Origin of the sequence: Leptospira weilii serovar Ranarum str. ICFT, assembly GCF_000332415.1 — a bacterium.
GTDB classification, from domain to species: domain Bacteria; phylum Spirochaetota; class Leptospiria; order Leptospirales; family Leptospiraceae; genus Leptospira; species Leptospira weilii_A.
On sequence record NZ_AOHC02000025.1, the window covers coordinates 54265 to 75327 of the forward strand.

General features: G+C 42.6%; 17 protein-coding genes and 1 pseudogene. 4 read left to right on the top strand and 14 right to left on the bottom strand.

Annotated features, from left to right (window positions below; translation table 11 throughout):
* The first annotated feature begins 1 nt into the window (after position 1).
* A complete protein-coding gene (gene rktP, locus LEP1GSC060_RS07770) occupies positions 2-1090 on the top strand; it encodes an Arg-Lys translocation region protein phosphatase RktP (RefSeq protein WP_003000512.1) in 1089 nt (362 codons plus the stop codon).
* Positions 1091-1300: 210 nt separating this feature from the next.
* On the opposite strand, the pseudogene LEP1GSC060_RS07775 reads toward rktP, so the two are convergent.
* The 4 genes and pseudogenes from LEP1GSC060_RS07775 to LEP1GSC060_RS20295 form a co-directional block, all read right to left on the bottom strand.
* Positions 1301-2311, bottom strand: a pseudogene (locus tag LEP1GSC060_RS07775) (TRAP transporter large permease subunit); the annotation flags it as partial.
* 307 nt (positions 2312-2618) lie between these two features.
* On the bottom strand, positions 2619-4244 hold the full coding sequence (locus LEP1GSC060_RS07780; RefSeq protein WP_036095806.1) for a BTAD domain-containing putative transcriptional regulator: 1626 nt from the start codon (positions 4242-4244) through the stop codon (positions 2619-2621).
* 568 nt (positions 4245-4812) lie between these two features.
* Positions 4813-4965, bottom strand: coding sequence for a hypothetical protein (locus LEP1GSC060_RS20290; protein ID WP_003000579.1), 153 nt, complete (start codon positions 4963-4965; stop codon positions 4813-4815).
* Positions 4956-5210 carry a hypothetical protein gene (locus LEP1GSC060_RS20295; protein ID WP_196221633.1) on the bottom strand — a complete coding sequence of 85 codons (255 nt, stop codon included), beginning with the start codon at positions 5208-5210 and terminating at the stop codon, positions 4956-4958. The genes LEP1GSC060_RS20290 and LEP1GSC060_RS20295 overlap by 10 nt, the downstream gene beginning before the upstream one ends.
* Positions 5211-5803: 593 nt before the next feature.
* Between LEP1GSC060_RS20295 and LEP1GSC060_RS07790 the strand changes: the two genes are divergently transcribed.
* Both LEP1GSC060_RS07790 and LEP1GSC060_RS07805 read left to right on the top strand, forming a co-directional pair.
* A complete protein-coding gene (locus tag LEP1GSC060_RS07790; protein ID WP_002152104.1) occupies positions 5804-6079 on the top strand; it encodes an RNA recognition motif domain-containing protein in 276 nt (91 codons plus the stop codon).
* Between the two features lie 932 nt (positions 6080-7011).
* Positions 7012-7743: an MORN repeat-containing protein gene (locus LEP1GSC060_RS07805; protein WP_003000499.1), complete on the top strand. Its 732-nt coding sequence runs from the start codon at positions 7012-7014 to the stop codon at positions 7741-7743.
* 123 nt (positions 7744-7866) lie between these two features.
* Here LEP1GSC060_RS07805 and lsa20 read toward each other — a convergent pair whose 3' ends face one another.
* The 7 genes from lsa20 to LEP1GSC060_RS07840 all read right to left on the bottom strand — a co-directional run bounded on the left by lsa20 (position 7867) and on the right by LEP1GSC060_RS07840 (position 15431).
* Positions 7867-8463, bottom strand: coding sequence for an LIC11469 family lipoprotein adhesin Lsa20 (lsa20, locus tag LEP1GSC060_RS07810; protein ID WP_036095808.1), 597 nt, complete (start codon positions 8461-8463; stop codon positions 7867-7869).
* 115 nt (positions 8464-8578) lie between these two features.
* Positions 8579-10108, bottom strand: a complete 1530-nt coding sequence (locus tag LEP1GSC060_RS07815) for an NADase-type glycan-binding domain-containing protein (RefSeq protein WP_003000501.1) — start codon at positions 10106-10108, stop codon at positions 8579-8581.
* A gap of 77 nt (positions 10109-10185) precedes the next feature.
* Positions 10186-11583, bottom strand: a complete 1398-nt coding sequence (locus tag LEP1GSC060_RS07820) for a PP2C family protein-serine/threonine phosphatase (protein ID WP_003000411.1) — start codon at positions 11581-11583, stop codon at positions 10186-10188.
* Positions 11584-11599: 16 nt separating this feature from the next.
* Positions 11600-12982, bottom strand: coding sequence for a class I SAM-dependent methyltransferase (locus LEP1GSC060_RS07825; RefSeq protein ID WP_003000431.1), 1383 nt, complete (start codon positions 12980-12982; stop codon positions 11600-11602).
* Between the two features lie 4 nt (positions 12983-12986).
* Positions 12987-13358 (bottom strand): hypothetical protein, encoded by a 372-nt coding sequence (locus LEP1GSC060_RS07830; protein WP_003000414.1) that lies wholly within the window; start codon positions 13356-13358, stop codon positions 12987-12989.
* Between the two features lies 1 nt (position 13359).
* Positions 13360-13884 (bottom strand): ATP-binding protein, encoded by a 525-nt coding sequence (locus tag LEP1GSC060_RS07835; RefSeq protein ID WP_003000352.1) that lies wholly within the window; start codon positions 13882-13884, stop codon positions 13360-13362.
* 68 nt (positions 13885-13952) lie between these two features.
* Positions 13953-15431 (bottom strand): adenylate/guanylate cyclase domain-containing protein, encoded by a 1479-nt coding sequence (locus LEP1GSC060_RS07840; protein WP_003000454.1) that lies wholly within the window; start codon positions 15429-15431, stop codon positions 13953-13955.
* Positions 15432-16250: 819 nt separating this feature from the next.
* Between LEP1GSC060_RS07840 and LEP1GSC060_RS07850 the strand changes: the two genes are divergently transcribed.
* Positions 16251-17129: an alpha/beta hydrolase gene (locus LEP1GSC060_RS07850; RefSeq protein ID WP_003000535.1), complete on the top strand. Its 879-nt coding sequence runs from the start codon at positions 16251-16253 to the stop codon at positions 17127-17129.
* Between the two features lie 5 nt (positions 17130-17134).
* Here LEP1GSC060_RS07850 and LEP1GSC060_RS07855 read toward each other — a convergent pair whose 3' ends face one another.
* From LEP1GSC060_RS07855 to LEP1GSC060_RS19360, 3 genes are all read right to left on the bottom strand, one after another.
* On the bottom strand, positions 17135-19354 hold the full coding sequence (locus tag LEP1GSC060_RS07855) for a PAS domain-containing sensor histidine kinase (RefSeq protein ID WP_003000446.1): 2220 nt from the start codon (positions 19352-19354) through the stop codon (positions 17135-17137).
* Between the two features lie 749 nt (positions 19355-20103).
* The gene (locus LEP1GSC060_RS07865; protein ID WP_003000466.1) at positions 20104-20319 is read right to left on the bottom strand and encodes a hypothetical protein; all 216 of its coding nucleotides are present in this window, start codon (positions 20317-20319) and stop codon (positions 20104-20106) included.
* 264 nt (positions 20320-20583) lie between these two features.
* Positions 20584-20760, bottom strand: a complete 177-nt coding sequence (locus LEP1GSC060_RS19360) for a hypothetical protein (RefSeq protein ID WP_003000425.1) — start codon at positions 20758-20760, stop codon at positions 20584-20586.
* Positions 20761-21063 lie beyond the last annotated feature (303 nt).

Consider the following 21063-nt stretch of genomic DNA (forward strand, 5'->3'; position numbering starts at 1 on the left):
CTTGTTCATAAAAATTCCTTCTAAATTCAAATTATCAATCGCCGTTTTCGTTCTGAGCTTTTTATTCTTTCTCGTTTACACGGTTACGGACGATATCATTCTCAAATCACCCTTAGGACAACAAAAGGCGATTTCACTTTCCATCCGGCTCGCGCTTTCGATTTCCTTTTCCACCCTGCTCGCGTCTCTTGTGTTCTATTCAGTAAAGCTCATATACTCTTCGATGCGTTCTCTGGTTACTCTCGTTCAGGACTGGGGAAACGACGTCTACGAGGAAACCCCAGTTGCGGAAAGAGACGACGAGATCGGTGAGTTAGTCCGGGCCTTTCGTCTGAAATTCTTTCAACAAAAAGAATCGGAAGGCAATCCTTCCGAAGAAACGTTAGGCGAAAGATCCAAAGAGATCGCCGACTCGATTCAAAGAGCTTTTTATAGAATCCAATTGCCTAAGATTCGAAACTTGGACGTTTCACTCTTTCCAAGAATGAGTGGAAACTCTAACTGCGATTATGTGAGCGTCATCCCGAGCACGGACGGTTGTGTGGGAATTTTGGCCGGATTTTCAAGTCCCGGCGTTTTAGAATCCGCGTTCAAAGCGAGGCTGGAAGGAATTTTTTCCTTAGCCAACGAAACCGGCACAATTCCCGGAGAAGAACTAGTCTTTAAAATCGGTAAAATTCTTTCCAAAATGCCGGTTCCGTTTTTAAACCTTTCCATCTTTTATCTCAAAACCAAAACCGGGGAACTCGGTTCCGTTCACTTCCAAGAACTTCCCGCATTCGTTTACAAAAACGAAAAATTAAACGTTTTGGAAAAAACGAAAGTCCGTTTCTTCGATTACAAAACGATCGATTTAGACGTGAAAAAAATCTTTCTGAAAATGGGAGAATATTGGATCCTAATTTCGGATCGAACCTTAGCTAGCGTCGCTTCTTCCGAATTCACAAAACAACTGCAAAACGATTTAGCGGGTAAGAATTTCCAAAATTCCAGGGACCTGATTTTAGACTGCGGAAGAATCTTGGAAAAAAAATACGGAAAAAATATTTTGGAAACGACCGCTCTTCTTGCCGTTACGAGAAAACAGTAAAACCGCGCCGCGATCCGGAGAGAGCCATAACGTCCCAAATACATTCATGATTTATAATGCATTTTGCAATTAAATGATTTTCTAAAACAAATCGAATCCTAAGTCGACTATCTCCCGTTTTACGATTCGTTTAACGACCGATCTTTTATATCAATAACGGGAAATAAATTCTTACCGAAGCGAAACCAAGTCGCCCAAGAGCGAACAACTTTATAAATTCCAGCTTTGATAAAGGATCGGGCCGAACGCGGTTACAATCAACGTTAGGAACAACACGACGATCGGAACGATCAACCTTTCGTATTTGGCGAAAAAATCGGTGGGATGTAAGTCGGATTCCTTTTCCAAATGTTCTCTCACGACGTGTTTGGTCAAAAGATGATTTAAGGCGACCGGAGGAGTTAAATATCCCAACTCGAAGGAAACCAGAGCGGCCATCCAGAAGTTCAACGGATGAATCCCGTTCGCCTTTGCGATCGGAGAAAGCGTCACGGAAACGAAAATCTCGGCGCCGTACGGATCCATAAGCATACCGATAATGACGAGAGCGATCGTTAACACGAACATCGCCGACAGAGGAGATCCCAACTTTGTAGGAAATAGATTTATAATATTCGAACGTTCGAATACTCCTCCCATACAAGCGGAAAGCCCCATCAGAATCAAAAGAGCTCCTAAATGAGATCCCGTATCGTAAGAAGTTTTGGAGATCCTGACCGCTTCTCTCGTTACGGACTGTTCTTTCCGATTTTGTCCGTGTTCCCAGTAAATCAAAACGAGCAGAACAATCGGTAGTATATAAGGAGCCGTGTGTTCGTCGAAACGAGTTCCAAGCCCGAGTACAACCATTAGAACGATCCCAACGGAAATCAGAATGTAAAAACTGAAAGGTTTAAAAGCGGACCAGGTGGATTGAAGCGCGTTTTTTTCCGGTTGGATCTTCCAGGAATTTTTCCGGAGAAACCAACTTACGAGTAAAAAGATCGTACTGGAAACCGCAAAAACCCTCCATCCCCAATGGAAAAGTTCGTCCGTAGTCACATCCAGATTTAAGGAAGCGACGATCACGACTAAAAGACAAGGAGGTAGGACCACTCCCAAACTTCCGCTCATTGCGGTTGCGGCTAACGCTCTTTGTTGCGAGGCGCCGGCCCTTCTAAGTTCCACGAATACGATGGCCCCGAGTGCGAGAACTACGATCCCCGAAGCTCCGCTATAGGCTTTTTCGCTCCGTGGGGTTGAACCGGGAACAGTATGAACTTCCGATTGAAAAACCTAACGCCTAGTTCCTAATCCCTAACCCCTTGAAACGCCAGCAATGAACTTTTTGCGGAACCAATGCGAAAGCGATTGAAGCGGGATCAACAAATTGAAGTCGGGAAAGAATTTCGTTTTTCGATCGATCCGTCAATTTGTTGATCAGAGCATTATGTTGCGACCGCAGGCAGCAACATTGAGTTCAAGCGCGGTTCTGCCATTGACTTGACAATGGCAGAATTCGCCCAAACTTTAAACCGCCTAACACGCGTTAAAGTACGGAATCTTTGAAACGAGCAGAAGTTCGATTCGCCGATCCGGATCGGATTCTGTCGATTAAATCGAGTGTTGCCGATTCCGGTTCGACGCCGAGTTCCTTCTTCAGAGATTTTTTGAATTCTTCATACTTACGAAGCGCTTCGTTTTTACGATCCAATTGAAGAAGCGCCTCAAAGTGAAATCTCCAAGCTCTTTCATCCAAATCGTCCATACAAATCCAACTTGCGGAATCTTCCAATAGCTCTTCCATTTCCCTTTTTTCCAAATCCTTATCGCACAAAAACCGAAAGATTCCGATCAAACTTTTTCGCACGTATTCTCTTCGAATTTCGGATTCCGGAAAATACAAATCGAATTCGAAAAAATCGCCGCGGTAGAAAACCCTTGCAAATCGAAATTCCTGAATCGCAAGGTCCGTTTCTCCTTTGCGCAACGCCCTTGCCCCTTCTTCATAGTGTTTTTCAAAAAGTTGAAAATCCGTTCGTACCAAATCCTGTCGAAAAAATAATCGGTCTTCCAAAAAAACAAGAGCTTCCGGATTCCCGATAATTTTTCTCAAACGAAAACAAAGAGCGTGTAAACTATTGAGTGCGTTCTTCTCCGTCATTCCCGGCCAAAGAAGTTCCAGCAACTCTTCTCTATGAATTCCTTTTTCAAAACGAATGAGAAGGATTTTTACGAGTTTTAACATTTTCCTTTTACTGGAAATTTCCGTCTGAGGTATTCGCACCCCTCCTCTTTCCAATTCCAAACCGCCGAGTGTGCGGATAAAAATTCGATCCTCTTCAGATACGAACGAACCGACTCCGGAAATCTTAGGCTGACTTTCTTCTTTATTACTTTTCGTTTCCCCGTTTTGTTTTTCCGAGGCAAGAGCAAAAACGTTTTTTTTCGGAGATACAAGAACCTGTTTTAATTCATCTCGAATTTCCCTTACCGATCGATTCAAAGTGAGAAACGAATCCACCGAAAAAATAAGAATCAAAAAACTGAAATGAGAAGTATACGGTAACGGAACTAAATTCATCGCAACCAGTATGTCTAAGAATACGTTCGCACAAAATAAAACGAGTCCCACGAATAGAAATAAATTATTGAATAAATTGCGAAAAAATTGTGCGATCACCTTAAACAAAATCCAGAGAATCATCAAAATTCCGGAGAGATATAAATAGTGAACCAAAAGAGGCTGATCGGTTTCGTAGATCACGATTCCGAGTAGCGGAAACTTTCTTTCACGCGCAAGTCCGATATGATAAGAATTCGGATCCGTCAAAATCACCGCAGACAAGAGCACATTAAGAAGAATATACAGGTAAACAAAATCCTTACTGAAAATCCTACGATAGCCGTTTACAAACAATATCAAAAACGTTCCGAATATGGGAAGTACCGTATTTTCCAACCTTTCCCAAATCAAGGCGTCCCCGGCGTCGGCCACATTGATGGTTTTTGTAAAAAACAAAAGATATAAACCGTAAGAAACCTGTAAAAAAGCAAAATGTAAGAGATAAACCTGTTTTCGATTTTTATAATATAGAAATATATTATGAAACGTCCTGTAAGTAAGCACGGTAGTCACTAAGTAACAAGAGGCTTGATAGAATGTTATATCCATTGATTTTCGAATTCCTTTTTTATCTTGAAGGCTTTCTAACTCGTTCGTGAATAAAAGCGAACGATTTTTTATCAATGAAAATTCTTTTGTACGAATTGGAATATAAGCACCACGATTTTGAAATCGTTTTTTATACGAAGGCGATGATCGAAATGGAAGGGATTATTGAATTTCTCCCGGAATGTTTAAATATTAAATAATACGACTTAAATTTTTCAGTACTGATATAATTCGTTTCCACTCCTTAAGGACACGATCAGAGATCTCGGATCGTTTGTGTCCTCTCCTATCAATTTTATTCCGCCTAACAGATACGGATCGAAAGTCCTTTCCGTGGTAAGCGTGAAAAACCTTTTCCGAACTTTCCGTCGATAAGATCGCCTAAAGAGCATTCAAATTTCTTAATTCAGAGTCGTTGTTCGGCTTTGGAAAGCGAGATAAACTTAAATTCCGCGTCCGCCGCAAAACCGATTCTAACGGCGTCTAACGTGTATCGGCGTCCGTTGGGGCTCGTATCTTTTCCGCATTCGATCGATTCGGATCCCTATAATTTCCTATTTCCGACGAGTTATGCGGCGCCAAGTGTATAATACTTTTCTAAATTAACCGCCAGATCCTTGAGAACCGTATCGGAGGATTTGAAATCGTTGAAACCGGATGTTTGTCGGAAAAAGTTTCCTAATTCGGCAAACAAATCGAACATCCGATTTTTCAAGGCCATATCGGCTCCCGCGTCGGATCGATCATTCTTTTGTGAAAAGATTCCCGCACTTTAGTTTTCGATTTTAAAAATATGTCCGAAAAAACTCTCAAAAAACCGGCACGATCCTTACGCGCGGGTTTACGTACGGAGCCGTCCAAACGAAGATTGATCGGTTCCGATTTGAGACTTTGAAAACCGGCTTTGAGGGACCAAGAGATTGAATAAACAAAGGCTTCCTTCGGCGGCGATAGGATCGAGCGCATCGAATTTACGATCCTCCGGTTTACAGGAAAAAAGTTCGAGCGCCGTCAGAAAAATTACGATTCGTTTCCTAACAAATTGTTTCATTCTCAATTCTCCCTTTCCAATCCGAAAGGAAAGGATACGGTTCTTTGGATATCGCTCTCTTACTTCAGGATTATATTTTTAGGGAATCGGTAAAAAAAATTTAAAAAAGACGAGTTCGGGAAACGACTTCTTCTACTTGAGAGAATCAGAAAATTCTTATGTTCAAAAAGGATCTCTCCAAATCGAAAAAACTCGGAAAATTTTCTTCGGAAAAAGGAAACCCGAAAATAGAGAGACATAGATTCGATTTCAAAAGATCGATACAAGGTTAAAAATCCCACTCGGTTTTTTCAGTGAGTCATTCGCAAAATATGAGATTTTCTTGACAATTTTTTGACCATGATTACCCTAAGCGCGACTGGAATCTTTAGCTGCCTTTTCCCAGGTCAGTTGAGGACTTTTAAACAATAGAGCACCAGGATCTCTCTCGAATCCCGCCGATTGATTGGTCTCCCTTGCATTCTATTTGAATTTAGAAGCCAGTAATTTTTTGTAAGGACCCTTTCTCATGAACATTTATATAGGCAACCTCGCCTATCAGGCAACCGAAGACGATCTCCGTAAAGCATTTGAATCTTTTGGAGAAGTAACCTCTGTACGCATCATCACTGATAAACTTTCCGGCAAATCCCGGGGATTGGCATTTGTGGAAATGGCGAACAAAGACGAAGGAAATGCGGCCATTGACGGCTTAAACGGAACTCAAATCCGTGGAAGAGAAATTAAAGTCAACGAAGCGCTTCCTAAAAAACCGTTTCCGGAAAAATCTCGATCCAGATATTGATCTTTTTCAAAGGGAGAAGACGTTCGTTTTCCTCCCTTAACGAAACAAGTCCGCTTTATAACATCCTCTTTTCGAGAGGATGTTTTTCTTTTCACTCCTCAAAGTTCGAATTGTCTGTATTTACTCTGATGATATAAAAAGTTCTCTATTAAACCCTTAAGCTTTCCTATCCATAACCGACCCCACAAGTTGGCTTCGAGTGGTTAGGATTCAGATTTCAGAAATTTTACAGAAGAGAAAAATCATACTTTGTTAAAGTCTAATGGCTCTGTTACTCTTAACTATATAATAAACTAACGTGAGTTCGACCCAAGGAGCTTTTTACTTGCAAAAAGTATGATTTTCTGATAGAGAAAAACCTTCCGTGGCTTTTGGCCGCAACACTCTCTAAGGATCGCATCTAAGCTCTGCTAAGAGCCGACATTATGTTTCGACCCCATTGTTTGATCGTTTCGGCCCTAGTATCCTAGGATTTTCAAATTTACCGCCAAACGGACTTTTTTTGAATCGTTTCCAAAAATGCCGCATGACGTTCTGAAACGGGATTTTAATACAAATCCTAGTAAGAGCCTGTCTCAAAACAATCGCAGAGATTTGCGGCCATTCCGATAAAATCGGACGGTTGGCGGACAAACTCAAAGTTGTTTTGAAAACAAGTTTATAGATCCGCCAAACGTTTCCCATGTTTACTCTTTCTAAAAAAATCCGAAGCTTATGTCTAAAGACCTATGAAAATATTTTCCCGAAAGAGAAAGACGTAGAATTGTTAGATCGAATTCGGTTTCATCCTTTTTTGAGAGGTCTTCCTTTATTTCTAAAACAAAAAGACGATCCAATGTTCCTGATTTATCAATCGCCAAAGGGATTACACCTGTAAGTTCATAAAAGAATTGAGTTTGACAGATTCCGCCTTGATAAATAAAATTTTGGTTATGTTTGTAAGTGCGAACGTTTTTATTTCGTATTCAAAAAATATGATCTTCTTGAAACAAATTCTAAACTCGATTTCGAAAAAAGTCCGTTCGATTGGAGTTTTCCGCAATACTTTTCCGGGAGTTATGTTCCTTATCCTTTTTCTCGCCGTACAATGTTCTTCCGGAGACAAAAAAATACCGCCTAACGAACCTACAGGTGAAGCCGTTCCTTACGAAAGTGAAAAAACGGAACCGGGCGAACAAACCTCTGACACGGCCGCGTCTGTCTCCGACCGTTCGGCGCCCGCGCAATCCGATACGATCCGAGGTTGTATCCAAGGAGATTGTTTTTCCGGGACGGGAACTTATGTGTACGATAACGACGACGAATATATCGGTTCCTTTTCAAACGATCTTAGAAACGGCCCCGGACGGATCAAATACAAGAACGGGGATAGATTTGAAGGAAGTTTCAAAAACGATTTGAGGGACGGAAAAGGAACCTATATCTTTAAAAACGGAGCGATGCTGGAAGGGACGTTTCTAATGGGACAAATGATCGGTCCGGGAAAGGTTCGTTTCCCCGATACGAGCATCTATGAGGGGGAATTTCAGGACGAAAAAAATTCATCCGAAGGTGTGTTGTACTCATCCTTTGACCATTCCAAAAGACATTGTAAAATCGAAGACAAAGTAGTTCTCTGCGGAGGGCCTATTCTCGAATCGGGAGACATCAAACCTCTTCACTGAAGCCGAACCTTATCGATCTTCCGCAAAATAACGTTCTTCCATAAACGTAAAGTAACGTGAGTATCGGTATAAAAAAGTTGGGGCGAATCGGAAAGATGATCGAGATATCCGAGTACTAACGCCTTAGTCCTCGTTCGAGACGGTTCCGATTCTTTTTTGATAGAGTTGAATTCTCGCCTCGTCCATTCCCACAAGTGTATGAGTAATTTTTAATTCTTTTCCCATAACTTCCCCTCCCGTTCTTAACTCGACCACCCTGTACCAAGTTTCTCCGGGAGGAATGTAAAAAGCGTGATTGATACAAAGACATTTGAATTTGAATCCCAAGGAACCTTCTGCGGGAACCATGGAATGCGGGGCCGCAAAAAAATAAAAATCCCGGTTTGTTGTGTTTTTTACAACGAGCACAAATCTTTTTTTAGAACCCGGTTTGAGATAAAGATCGTTTTCTTCCATCTTTACTGAAACCGGGGCTTCCGATAAATCCTTTACGGTCCCCGTGGCCCAAAGGTCTACGGGCCTTTGAGAAGCTCCTTCGTAGAGTTCCATTTCCAAAGGAAAATTTTTTTTCTCCCAGAGAATTTGAACCCGAACTTGCCGGTTGGGATCGGAGGAAAGAGGTTCCAGATTTTCCGCCGCCGAATTGGAAATTTCTTTCTTACATTCGAACAAACAAAAAAGAAGAAGAAAAATTCCGATATTACGTTGTTTGTTTTTCAAGAGAGAATCGTTCCTTAAATTGCAAATCGGATTCCCGATATTACGTCGTATGTTTTTCATCTTCAATAAAAAGTAATTCCTTAGATTGCAAATCGGATTCTTTTTTTTGAATGTTTCATTCGAGAGTCATTTCCAGGATTTGAAAATCCAATTTCCGACTCGGGCTCGTGTTTTGAACATACACGTTTCCGTTTAACTTTTTGATCGTAATGAAATCCTGGAAGATGATTTCTTTTTTATCCGGATCCTTGTCCGCCATATTACAATCTCGACCGCAACCGTTGCAGTCCATGTCCTTACTATACTGTTTTTCATTGATTTCATGGGAAGACGAATATCTTCTCATAAAACCGAATACCCTTAATTTCAATCCTTCCGCAGAGGCTTCCTTTACTTCATAATTTCCGATTGCGTAGAACTTACTCGTTTTATAAATCCATCTTTCATCACCGACGGAACTTTGATCATGGGCATCCCCTTCCATAAAAAAAGACCCGTCCGAACGCATTCGCAGAGACCAATTGGATTTCACTCTCTGTTGATTTGATTCTTCTGTGGAAGAAACTTCCGTCGCGGTCTTTTCGTCCGCTTGCCCGTTCTCTACGTTTTCCGGACTTTCAATCGTCTCCGTACTTTGCATTTCCACAGGCAGGTGAGATCTTTCGGATCCTTTGAGACCGCGATTTAAGATTATATCCAGATCCGAAACGGTAAATTGAAGGTGATTGGACTGGGCGATACTTTGAGAGCGTGTGATCGGATTGATGAGAACCCAATTCTTATCCTTTCCAAAACGAACCTCACTCAACACAAATCCCTTATACATCTTTCCCGCATAGATATCGTCCACGGTCAGACGCAAAGAAGTTCCTTCGAATGTTTTTTCGAGTGCGATCTCTTGAGGTCCGAGAATGTCCTGGAGTTGAATCTTTTGACTATAACCGTTGTCACCCGTAAGAGTCGCCGACTTCAATCTTCCGTTGGAATAACAGTGTTGATCCGATCTCTGATAACCGTTCCAGATTTTGATCGTATTAAACTTTTGTAATTCCTTGAATTTAAAATCCAAGGTAACTCCCTTTCCTTTTTTATCCGAGGCCCAAGCGTATTCGTAACGAGAATCGAAAAGATTCATCGCGTCGTAGGATTGTATCGGAGCCGCGGTCTCCGAAGCCGTAACGGAACCTTCCACGATCTTGGGAAGTTTTAGGGAGAATTGTTTTTCTTTCTCGTCGTAAAAACGAATTTCTCCGATACAAAGATCCTTGTTCTTTCTAAAATTGATCGTTACGGATCTTGCATAAACCGGTTTTTCAAAACTCACCCAAGCCTTTTTCGCGGAAAGATCCGCCGCCGCACTTAACTCGTCAAAGTTGATATAAGCAGTGACTGCGTCCGTAAATTCTCCCTTACAAGAATCCACTTCCACCTTTTTCAATTGGAACCCTTCGTCCGGATAAAAATGAAGTTTTACGAACTCGGCGCCCTCTTCCGGTTTCCAATCGCCGCCTCCGAGTGCAGCGAACGCGAGTTTGTCGCTCAACGAAGTGGACGTGGCCATGGAAACACTCAATTCCTTTTTACAGTTTCCAAAGGTTAAGATTAGGAAAAAAAGTATAAACAAAAAACGGATTGTACGACTCAAACGGAAATCCTCCGAGAAAGAATTTCGACGATCCTACGTACAAAACTCCGCTTGTCAAATACAAAGAATTTAGGAACTCACGCTCCTTTATTTTTCAAAAGCAATAGGGTCATATCGTCGCTCTGGACCTTTTCAAAATCCGTTACCTTTGAAAAAATTTCGGTTCCGACTTGTCTGAGAGGAAGTTTCGCGTTGGACTCGAGTAATTTTATCAGTCTTTCCTCTCCAAAAAGTTCATCGGATAGATTGCGCGCCTCCGTGATTCCGTCCGTGTATAAAAGTACAATATCTCCCACGGACATGGGAACTCGACGATCGTCCAGAACGTCCCCTAAATCATCCACGATACCTAACCAAGATCCGCTCGTAGGAATGACTTCCACTTTTTTTTCCTGCGCGCGATAGACCATCAAATCCATATGTTTTCCGGACACGAGCAAATGATCGTCTTCCAGTTTAAAGAGCATCATCGTCATATAACGATCCGTTCCCAGTCGTGCGATATTCTCCTTAATGACCCGATTGGCCTCGTTCAACACCTCGGAAGGTGTGAGCATCGTCTTCTGTTGAACGATCGCTTGGATCGCGGTCTGAGCCATCATCATGATCAGTCCCGATTCCACTCCGTGACCGGATACGTCCCCGATTCCCACCCACTTTTCTCCGTTAGGCGCGTCGATGATATCGTAATAATCCCCTCCGACCGAATCTGCAGGAACCATGAGAGCCGCCACTTCGTAGTGTCCTATTTTAGTTTTACGCGGAAGAAGAGCCGTCTGTATCATCTTAGCCAATTGCATCTCGCCCCAGAGCGCGTCTCTGGCTTTAAGAACTTCCGCCCGGGAGTTATCCAGATCCTTATTTGCGCCCACGAGTTCGGCTCTCAAAAGAAATTCGGATCGGACGAGTTTGAATCTCACCCAGGAAATCGCGGAGGTGATGACGATCGTGGATCCGAGAAAGAATAGATTATTGACGATAATCCTCGGATCGAAAGGTTGATTGTCGACCGCGTTGAAACCAAGATAAAGAGACAATATAAGAATTCCGTTGAGCAGAGAATGAATCGGTCTCCACGAAAGAAGAATGTTCACGGCCATAAGCACGAGCATCAAACCGGCATAATAACTCGAATTGAATCCTCCCAAGTCGACGGTCATCAAAACGATCATCAGACTGATCATGGAAGAGATGATGTATCCGTGTACGGGATAGGAACGATTCGGACGCGTAAAACGAATCAAAAGATATTCGATGATTACGAGTACGGTTGTCGCTCCTCTGTAAATCGCAAATCGAAGATGCAAATGCGGAGGTTGTGTATAATAATCCAAAAGCAGGAAGAATGGAATGAGAATGATACAAAGCATCGTGAGTACTTGCATCCATTCGCGAACGATTCCCTGAAGGTATATTTCAAAATCATCACTCACCTTCGAACCCATGATTACGTTGTCTTTAAGTTTGAACTGCATATCTTTTAAACCGTTTTTAACCGTTAGGCGCCCGCGTCTCCAAAAACATCTGGCATCCGGTTTCCTCGAAAAAGATGCGACTGTGTCCCGGAAGTGTGGAAGCCAATTCGAGCATTTCTTCCTCCGTTCTATGATACAAAACCCAGTCCAGCCAATATTCCATAAACGCTTTATTAGGATTACTTACGTGAAAGTTTCCTACGATCAATTTACCGCCGGGCCTGAGCATTTCGAAAAGTCTTGCCAATACCGCTCTTGCAACGGGAGGCGTAAGATAATCGAAAAGTCCCATCGAATAGATGAAGTCGAACCTTCCCCAAGCGGCGGGAAGATCCCGAATACGAAGCATGGAACGTACCGAATCGTTGATGTACTTGACGTGAATCAAATAACCCTTTTCCAGTTGCAGTTGGTTGACGGTGTTCATCGCCACTCGAAGCGCTTCCATATCCTGATCGAGTAAGGTAAAGTGAACCTTCTTGAACTCGCTCATCTCGCTGAACGCTTCTCCGATTTCATCCGCGGGACCGCAGGCCACGGACATGGCTCGAAAGTCGGCGCTAGGATGATTTTCTACGGCTTCCCGTATTTGATCCGCGATCATTCTGCGCCGGTTGCGTACGGCGTTTGCTGCGGGAATTTGAAGCGGATAACTGTGCAACAATCTGGCAAAAAGGGACTTACCCATGATTTCATTTTCATAAATCATCTTCATCATTTCATAATCTCCCGCGTATCCGCGGGGTTTTAAATTCGTACGGAGCATAAAAGCGGAATGAAGAATAAAATCCCAAACCTGTTTTCTGAAAAAAAATCCGTGCGCCTCGTTTTCGTCCTTTGAAAAATTTTTCGTTTGTTCCTGAAGTTCCTGCACCTTGGATTCGAAAAATTCCATAAACGTCTGTCCTTCCCGTTCCAGGATCATCTGGTGCAAATGTTCCTGAACCGGTCCCGGTTCTTTTAAAAATTTCCGATCCAAATCGTCGAAAAATTGTTTGTACACGTTCAATTCGAAAGTGAGATTCGAACTGTATTCTTTAAACCGTTGATTCACTTTTTCTTTCTGATTGAGTATAAGTTGTAAATTAAAAAGCCCCGTATCGTATACGGTGAATCTCTTTTTGCCGATCAGATCCGCAACGTCCACGGCGTCGTCGAGAAGTAATACCAGATACTGAGGAGTGGTGGCGTTTTTAACGGGAAGCATTCTACACCTACCCAGTTCTATTTTTTTTCCGTCCAACTCTATGATAAATCCGTCCGCGTTAAACGGAACGATGTACGGAGGCGTTTCGGGAAGTCGAATTTGAAATGAATAACGCGTATGTCCGCACACTTCCACATTCGTAACACTCCCGTTCGATCGGAGCAGGCCCGCGATAGTATGTTCAACAATCATAAACTTATTGTCCTATGACCTGAATTCTTCCGTCTTTGGTCTCGAAGATCCGTAAGGCGGAGAAACTTAAGTCCTGCCATTTTTTTGTTTTGTTGTAAATGAGTTTGACCTTGCCGCTTCCTTTCTTAATCATTTCCAAAGTTTTAATCACGGGAGTGATTGTGGAGGAATTCATATATTCAAGTTGTCTAAAGTCCCAGATCACCGCTTTATGCTGGTCGTCGCCCCGTTTCATTACGTCCGACAACGTAGGTATGATAAACTGGCTCGGATTTCTCTGAACACTTTTTCCGAGCCAACGAATTAGAATCTCGTCGCCGTCCACAACTTCCAACTGAAGCTGTTCTTCCGAAAAAATCTGATTGTTTAAGCTCATGTTAAACCACCTGCTCCCTATCTAGTTTCGGTTGTAGGGCCGAGACGTAGAGAATATCATCTTCGTTTACATAGAAATCAAGAATTGCTTCCCCTTCGTAAGCGATACGAATGAGTCCCAACCCGCTCTCGTTGTCTTCCAACGGTTGTCCGGCGACTAATTTCAATCTTTCTAAATAAGCCTGAAACGGAGATTGAAAACTTCGAATCCACTGAACGATAGAATCAAGACGACGTAGATTTTCTACGATTCCCACGGAAGGAAGCGGACTCCAAGCTTGTACAAGGATTCCATCCTTACCGGATTCCAACTTAAACGTAAACTCTTGGTTTTCGCTCGTAAAGTGACCGTATTTGATCGCGTTCTCCAAAATTTCCGATGCGATCATACAGAGTGCGTCCCTCGTTTCGTCCGAAGAACCCAACTCTTCCAAAAACGTGCGGCATTTTTCTCTTGCCCGCTCTATCTCCGCCCAAATAGGACGAAGTTTCATTTCGAGTAATTTGCCTTCGTTACTACTTTTCATCCAAATCCTCCGGCCCGTTAGGGCCAAAAACGTTTCTCACGAGCGCCGGACGAAAACCCCGTGACTTTTCATAACATACCGACAGGAAAGAATACTTCTTGCGGCTCCTTTTTACCTCGAAGCAAAAACATACCGACTGCTTCGACGTTAACTTCATGACGAATATAATCGGAAGTGGGAGAATCCAAAAGTATATCGCGTCCCGTCGTTTTTGTAAGCGCCTCCAATCTGCTCGCCGTATTGACCGCGTCGCCTAACACGGTGTATTCCAAATGTCGTGAGGAACCGATGTTTCCCGCAAATACGTTCCCGGTCGAAATCCCGATTCCCATCGCCACGGGAGCGACAATTTTCGGATTTCGGTTATCATTGAAAGCGCGAAGATACTCTCGAATTTGTAGGGCCAATCGAACGCAGTTGATTGTATCCTCGTCTTCCGGAAAAGGACAACCAAAAGTGATCAAAAGCCCGTCTCCGAGTAATTTATTTACGGAACCTCCGTTCGCATACGTAAGATCCATAAGCCCCGTAAACAACTCGCTCAAAAAAGCCGCGAACTCGTCCGGATTCAACAGTTCCGCAATTCCGGTGGAATTTCGAACGTCGCAGAATAACATCGTAGCCTGAACGTTCTTTCCTTCGAGTTCCGTTTGCCGTTTTTCATCTACAAGATAATCCACCAAATTCTCAGGGAAGTATTTCTCTAATAGACGTTTGGCTTGTTCCACATCCTCCATACGTTTGCTGAGTTCTTCCGATTTTGCGTGTAGTTCGCTGATATCCCGTAAGGTGAAAACACAACCCTGTGACGTTCCTTTCGTATCGTGAATCGGAGCGACCGTACAGATTACGGGAGTACTTTTTCCATTGGAACCGGAAAGAAGTACGTTTTCAAAAACCGAAGGGGATTGGTTGATCGTGGCGTAAGAAATTAAATTTTGAATGAGCGTCCCTTCGTTGTCTCTTAAATGCATTATATCGTCCACAATCCGACCTCGAGCCGCTTTCTGCTCGATACCCAAAAGTTCCTCGGCGACCGGATTTAAGAACTTGACTCTGGAAATTGAATCGGTTGCGATCACTCCGTCTCCTATGGAACTTAAAGTAGTATTCAACCAACTTGCATCTTCTCGAAAACGTTTTTCCATTTTGTGTCGATAGAGACACATTTCAACCGTGACTTCCAATTCTCGGACATTCACCGGTTTGATAATATAGCCGAACGGTTCCGTAACTCGCGCCCTTCGAAGTGTAGCCTCGTCGCTGTGTTCGGTAACGTAGATCACCGGAACATCCAACAATTCTTTCAACTTGACCACCGTTTCAACCCCGTCGATAAATCCCGTGCCGAGTATGATATCAATCAATACAAGATCGGGATGAATCGCTCGAGCCATTTGGATCGCCTTTTCTCCGTTAGTCGCAAGCCCGACGGAAGTGTAGCCGAATTTCTGGAGAATTTCTTGAATATCGCGCGCTACGGTTCGTTCATCCTCGACGATGAGAATCCGGGAAGCTTGCGAAGCTCTATTAGAAAATTCTAACATTTTAACACCGACCCGTCGACTTCAAAGAAATCTCGTTCAGGCGTTTATGGTAAAAAAAATAAAGTTGCTCATTGAACGTTTCAGTTCCTGTTCCGTTACGCATAATCAAAACCTACGTGTTCGTTCGTTTGTTAAGACTGAAGACGTTTATAATCGTTCTTAAAAAACATCTCAGCCGCCTGGAACCCTGAATTGGCAAATTCGAAACTAAAAGTCCGGATGACCTCTTTCACATAGGAATTGATCGCGATTCGCTCCGGCTAAATTTACATTTAGAAGGGTTTTATATAGGGATGCGGGGCGCACGAGCGAATCCGGGAACTTCCTAGGAAAATCGTCTACTTTCGAACTAATTTTGTGAGAAGGAAACATAGTACTCCTTTCACCGTAATTTTCTCACATCGAAACCCATGGAAACGGATTTCGATCCGGGGAGCAAAGGAACCTTTTAAGGCCTCGGTTGATCGTTGCGGTAAATCGTCTGTACGGACTAACAGATTTTTTGACTTTAGTCAACTAGTTATTTCCAACATTCAAAAAACTGAAAGCAAACAATTGAATAGAATCATTCTATTCTAAAATTCAAAGTAAACTATAAAAGAGGAGACCTCTTTCAAAATGGAGAATCGTCTCTTATATTGTAAATCGGAACTGTTTTTGAACCACAATTCCGTCTCCGAAGGCGTCGGATCCAAGTTTATAACTTTGGAGACCGAACCAATACGCGGTCTTTAAGAACGAAAATCTTCTCGAAAAAAAAGGGAGGTTTCGGGAAGATTTCAAACCGACATTATCTGCAACCGGAGATTCCAAACCAAGATGATTCATTTTGAACATAGTCCAGCCCTGAAAAAATCCAAAACGTATTCCGAAAACAACCCTCCCATTCTCTTTGCACACGGTGCGTGGCACGGGGCTTGGTGTTGGGAGGAAAATTTTATTCCCTACTTTCAAAAAGCGGGTTACGACGTATATTCGATGGATATGAGAGGCCACGGAAAAAGTTCGAACCGGGGCGGAAATTTTCGTTGGCATTCGATCCGAAATTACGTTCAGGACGTTCAAGAAGTTTTAACCAAGTTACCCAGACCCCCGATCCTAATCGGGCATTCCATGGGAGGACTCGTGGTCCAAAAAATATTAGAAAATACGAATGTGCCCGGAGCCGTACTTCTTGCGAGTGTTCCTACTCACGGAGTGTTTAAGATCACATTGGAATTATTGCTCAAACATCCGATCAAATTTTTCAAGGCGATTCTCACGCTTTCTTTACTTCCGATCGTGGAAAACCCGAAAATAGGCCGTAAACTTTTTTTCTCCAAATTATTAAACGAAGAAAAAGCCCTTCATTACGCGTCCAAGATGCAGGACGAATCCTTTCTCGCATTTTTGGATATGCTGATCCTCCGCCTTCCCAAACCGAACAAGGTCAAAACTCCCCTTCTTGTGATCGGAGGAGAAAAGGATCGTTTTTTTGCGCCCTGGGAAGTGAAAAGAACGGCTAACGCGTATAAGGCGGAAAGCCAAATCTTTCCGGGAATGGGTCACAATCTGATGTTGGACGAAGGTTGGGAAAAAGTGGCGGAAAAAATCGATACATATCTTTCGGCGTCCGCAGCCTCGTCGGAGGAACCGAAAAAACAAAAATCGGTTCCCAAGAAAAAGGCAAAACCCAAAAAGAAGACCAAGAAAAAATGAAGGATTTAGAGGAGGATGATTCGAAACGTGGTTCCCTCATTCAACCGGCTTTCCACTTCGATTCTTCCTCCCATGGCTTCGACCTGATTTTTAGTGATGAACAATCCGATCCCTTTCGCGTCCCTGTTGTTGTGAAAGGTCTTATACATTCCGAAAAGTTTGTCCCCGTATTTATTCATATCGATCCCAAGGCCGTTGTCCGTAATGCTGAGAACCAATCGGTTGTTTTCATATTCGGCGCTGAGTGTGATCTCCGGTATTCGATCGGGGTGGCGGTATTTTACTGCATTTGTAAGAAAGTTGAGTAGAATACTTTCCATATACGAAGCGTTACAACGAACGTGTATCGAATCCGAAACCAAATTTTGAATCCGAACCTGATACTTTTGAATTTCCCCACCGATCGTCTGTGTGGCCTTTTCGATATAATCCCGAAGACCGATTTCCGTATTCTGAAGATTCTTGTTGGTTTGGATGGAAACGACTTCGTTCAGATTCCAAACGGTATCCATCAAACTATCTGAGGCTTTTATAATATACTGAATTACTTTTTCCCGTTCGGATTCGTTTTTAGATTCCTCCAAAATTTTAAGGAGCATCGTGATGTTCCCAGCGTGGGAACGAAGATTGTGGGAAACGATATGAGCGAAGTTTACGAGTCTTTCGTTCTGGTTGTTCAAAACATCCAAGGTTCGTTGAAGAGCCAATTCTCTCTGTTTTTGATCCTGGATGTTTTGAAACGTTCCGGAAATACGAATACACTTTCCGTTGAGATATTCCGGCTTTCCGATCGATCGAGTCCAAACCAAATTTCCTTTTGCCGTAACGATTTCCACTTCGAAATCAAACGGTTTGGTCGTTTGAATCGACTCTTCCAAAACGTCGTTGAATCGTTTTTTTTCTTTTTCACTCTTAAAAAAACGCGTGATTTCCTGTCCGTCGGGTTCGTAGTCCTCCGGCAATTCGAAAATCGATTTCGTCACCTTGCTCCAAATTCTGGTTTTCGTTTCCAAGTCCAATTCCCAGGACCCGATCTGCGCGGCCTCGTTCGTTCGAGTTAGAATCTCTTCCAACTTGCTTCTTTCAAATTCCTTTCGTTTGAGAATCGTGATGTCCGCCGTATACATCAAAATACCGCCGACCACGTTCGGAGAAGCATACCAAGGTCTCACTTCCCAGATGATCCATTGAACCGTTCCGTCCAAACGAGTAAAGGCTTCCTCCTCTCTTCTTAAAACCTTTCCTCGCAAACACTGCTGATGAATATCTTTCCATTCCTCTCCGATTTCCGGAAAAATTTCATAGTGCGAACGACCTATAATTTCGATTCCGTCCAAATAATAATCCACGAGCCATTGTTGAGAGGCGGCCATATAATTCATGTTCGTATCGAACATCGCAATCGCGGAAGGTGCGTTTTCGATAAAAACCTTCGTCAGTTCATAACTTTCTTTTAATGCGATTTCGGCGTTCTTATGTTTTGTGATATCCCAATTCGTTCCCAACATTCGAAACGGTTTACCCGAAGCCAATCTTTGAACGATCGCGATCGCCTTGATAAAGTGAACGGAACCGTCCGGCCAAACGACTCGAAACTGAGTATCGAATTCTTTCTCTCCGGAAACCGCCTGTTTATGTTCGAGTTTACATCGTTCTAGATCTTCCGGATGTAAACTCGATTCCCAATCGGCGGGGGTTTCCGAAAAATTCTCTCGTTTGATTCCATAGAGGTCAAACATCGTATCGTCCCAGGACACCTTCCCTGCGATCAAATCCAAGTCCCAAATTCCGACTCTCGCCGTTTGAGTCGCAAGCGCGAGACGATCGACTGCGTGTTGTAATTCGAACTCTATCTTTTTGGATTTTGTGACGTCGAAGTAAGTGCCGATCATCAGAACCGGTTTTCCTTTGGAATCCGTTTCTACGACCTTACAAGTGCATTTAAACCAAACGATATTTCCGTTCTTATGCAAAAAACGAACATCGGCTTCATAGGGTTGGCGAAGATCTGTCTTTAGATAGTCTTCGAATTCGTTTTGAATCGGATTCAAATCTTCCGGAACGATATAAGACTGCCAGGTTCGTATGGAATCTTCCAGTTCTTCGTCTTGATAACCCAACATGGATTTCCAAGCCGGACTTAAATAACTCGTATTTTCTACGAAATTTTTTTCCCAATATCCGGCGCGGGCCTGTTCAAGAATCGTTTTAAGAATGTGAATCATCGTATAGTTACGTTTTAAAAGCTTATCCCAAAACTTCGAAAAACTATTAAGAATAAAAGTTTGTCCCGAAACTTAAAACAATCGTAGAGATTTACGGCCATTCCGATGGTTGGCGGACAGACTTTAAGGTAATTTCCTAGGAACACAATTCGTTTTGAAACAACCTCTACTATTTATGATCAAAATAGAATGTATATCGCATTATATATCGGTCAAATCCGGCTTGTAGTCAAGCTCAAAAGCTGTCCGTAACAAGATAAGATTGCCAAAGAAGAAATCAAATCGCATCTTTGAGAAGAAATACCTCGATTTGACAATAACTCTTTTCATTTGTTTTAAGTCCGGAATGAATTCGATAAATTTCTTTCGGAAGGATTTGATAACAACCGGAAAGAAGGTATTTCGGGAGAAAATGTATGAAAAAAAGAGGGGCAAGAACGCGATTTCACTCTTTTCTACGTTTGATGAATGGATTGGAATTCGTTTTCAAAAAAATCGGCTCGCCGTCCTGAACCGTAACATGTTTTGACTTACGTACAAAGAAAGTTTTTGATTCATTAGAAAATCATACTTTTTGCAAGTAATCAGTCTCCATTCTTGTCGGAACACTTGCGGTTTTATTTGTTCTCCAATACTAACCCCTAAAACCTCGCCGCTCGAGGCCAACTTGTGGGGTTGGTTATGGGTCCCAACAAAATTCGCCAGTTCCTTCGAATTTCCACTTTTGCATTTTTTACGGCAAATCCACGTTAGGCGACAAAAAATTCCGCACGACTGATATTTGCAAGTTCGACTGCGCTTGTAAGATTTTTTGCAGGAAAATAGACGATCCGTTCTCCTATCATTTTACGATTACGATCCAATTCCACACGAGAACCGTCTTTAAGATGCAGGACAATATCGATCCCACGATAGTTAATGTATCTTTCTAACTGACTCTTAAACTTTGCACCCTGTTCCTGCATGAAAACATCCTTTAAAATTGTTGAAAGAATGTTCCGGAAGTAGGGATGAAAGTACAAGCTTTTTTTCGCAGGTTAGGCGTTTTTTTATTTCTTCCGATGTGCACCGTTGTTCGCTATCTATTTGAAAAAAACTTCCGAGAGATTTATAAAATTCACTCCCTCGTACAACCCCGGGAAACTAATACGGAAGCCTCTCTATGGGTCGGCGTGAAATAAAGCGGCGTCCTTTTACACGAGTTTCTTATTCACCCAAACTTCTTTATATCATTCCGCTGTCAGAGGAATCGTCTGCTGCAAAGTCCAAGTCGCAGCACTATCCATGGAAACGTAACGGCTCAAACCCGCCCCTTCCTTATTGACAAATAGATGAAGTTTTTCCGTACCGGAATTCGTAGCAAAAACGCCTAACGCAGCGGTATAACCGTCGGCGGAAGGAAACAAAACCCGAATGAAACTCTAAACACTTACTGGATCGAAAATACTTTCCTTAAACTTAGAGTTTGTCCCAAAACGTCTCGAGTTTTTTCGGCATCGCATTCATTTCCGCAATTTTCGTATGTTTTGGGACGAGTTCTTATAACGATTCAGAAGCGCCAATAACATTAAAATAGAATAATACCCTCTCATAAAGATTCCTTAAAAAAACCAATTGTAACGAACTTCCGCTATACTAGGTGTAACACCGGATCCGGAATGGAAAACATTGGATTCTCTCATGGAATCCAATTGGATTCCTTTTTGGAG

Excerpts from the sequence above, each read along its gene's own strand:
- LEP1GSC060_RS07820 (WP_003000411.1), bottom strand. The coding sequence starts at position 11,583 with ATGCAGTTCAAACTTAAAGACAACGTAATCATGGGTTCGAAGGTGAGT.
- LEP1GSC060_RS20295 (WP_196221633.1), bottom strand. The coding sequence starts at position 5,210 with ATGCGCTCGATCCTATCGCCGCCGAAGGAAGCCTTTGTTTATTCAATC.
- LEP1GSC060_RS07805 (WP_003000499.1), top strand. The coding sequence starts at position 7,012 with ATGTTTGTAAGTGCGAACGTTTTTATTTCGTATTCAAAAAATATGATC.
- LEP1GSC060_RS07855 (WP_003000446.1), bottom strand. The coding sequence starts at position 19,354 with ATGATTCACATTCTTAAAACGATTCTTGAACAGGCCCGCGCCGGATAT.
- LEP1GSC060_RS20290 (WP_003000579.1), bottom strand. The coding sequence starts at position 4,965 with ATGGCCTTGAAAAATCGGATGTTCGATTTGTTTGCCGAATTAGGAAAC.
- LEP1GSC060_RS07865 (WP_003000466.1), bottom strand. The coding sequence starts at position 20,319 with ATGCAGGAACAGGGTGCAAAGTTTAAGAGTCAGTTAGAAAGATACATT.
- LEP1GSC060_RS07840 (WP_003000454.1), bottom strand. The coding sequence starts at position 15,431 with ATGTTAGAATTTTCTAATAGAGCTTCGCAAGCTTCCCGGATTCTCATC.
- LEP1GSC060_RS07830 (WP_003000414.1), bottom strand. The coding sequence starts at position 13,358 with ATGAGCTTAAACAATCAGATTTTTTCGGAAGAACAGCTTCAGTTGGAA.
- LEP1GSC060_RS07780 (WP_036095806.1), bottom strand. The coding sequence starts at position 4,244 with ATGGATATAACATTCTATCAAGCCTCTTGTTACTTAGTGACTACCGTG.
- LEP1GSC060_RS07835 (WP_003000352.1), bottom strand. The coding sequence starts at position 13,884 with ATGAAAAGTAGTAACGAAGGCAAATTACTCGAAATGAAACTTCGTCCT.
- LEP1GSC060_RS07790 (WP_002152104.1), top strand. The coding sequence starts at position 5,804 with ATGAACATTTATATAGGCAACCTCGCCTATCAGGCAACCGAAGACGAT.
- LEP1GSC060_RS07850 (WP_003000535.1), top strand. The coding sequence starts at position 16,251 with ATGATTCATTTTGAACATAGTCCAGCCCTGAAAAAATCCAAAACGTAT.
- LEP1GSC060_RS07825 (WP_003000431.1), bottom strand. The coding sequence starts at position 12,982 with ATGATTGTTGAACATACTATCGCGGGCCTGCTCCGATCGAACGGGAGT.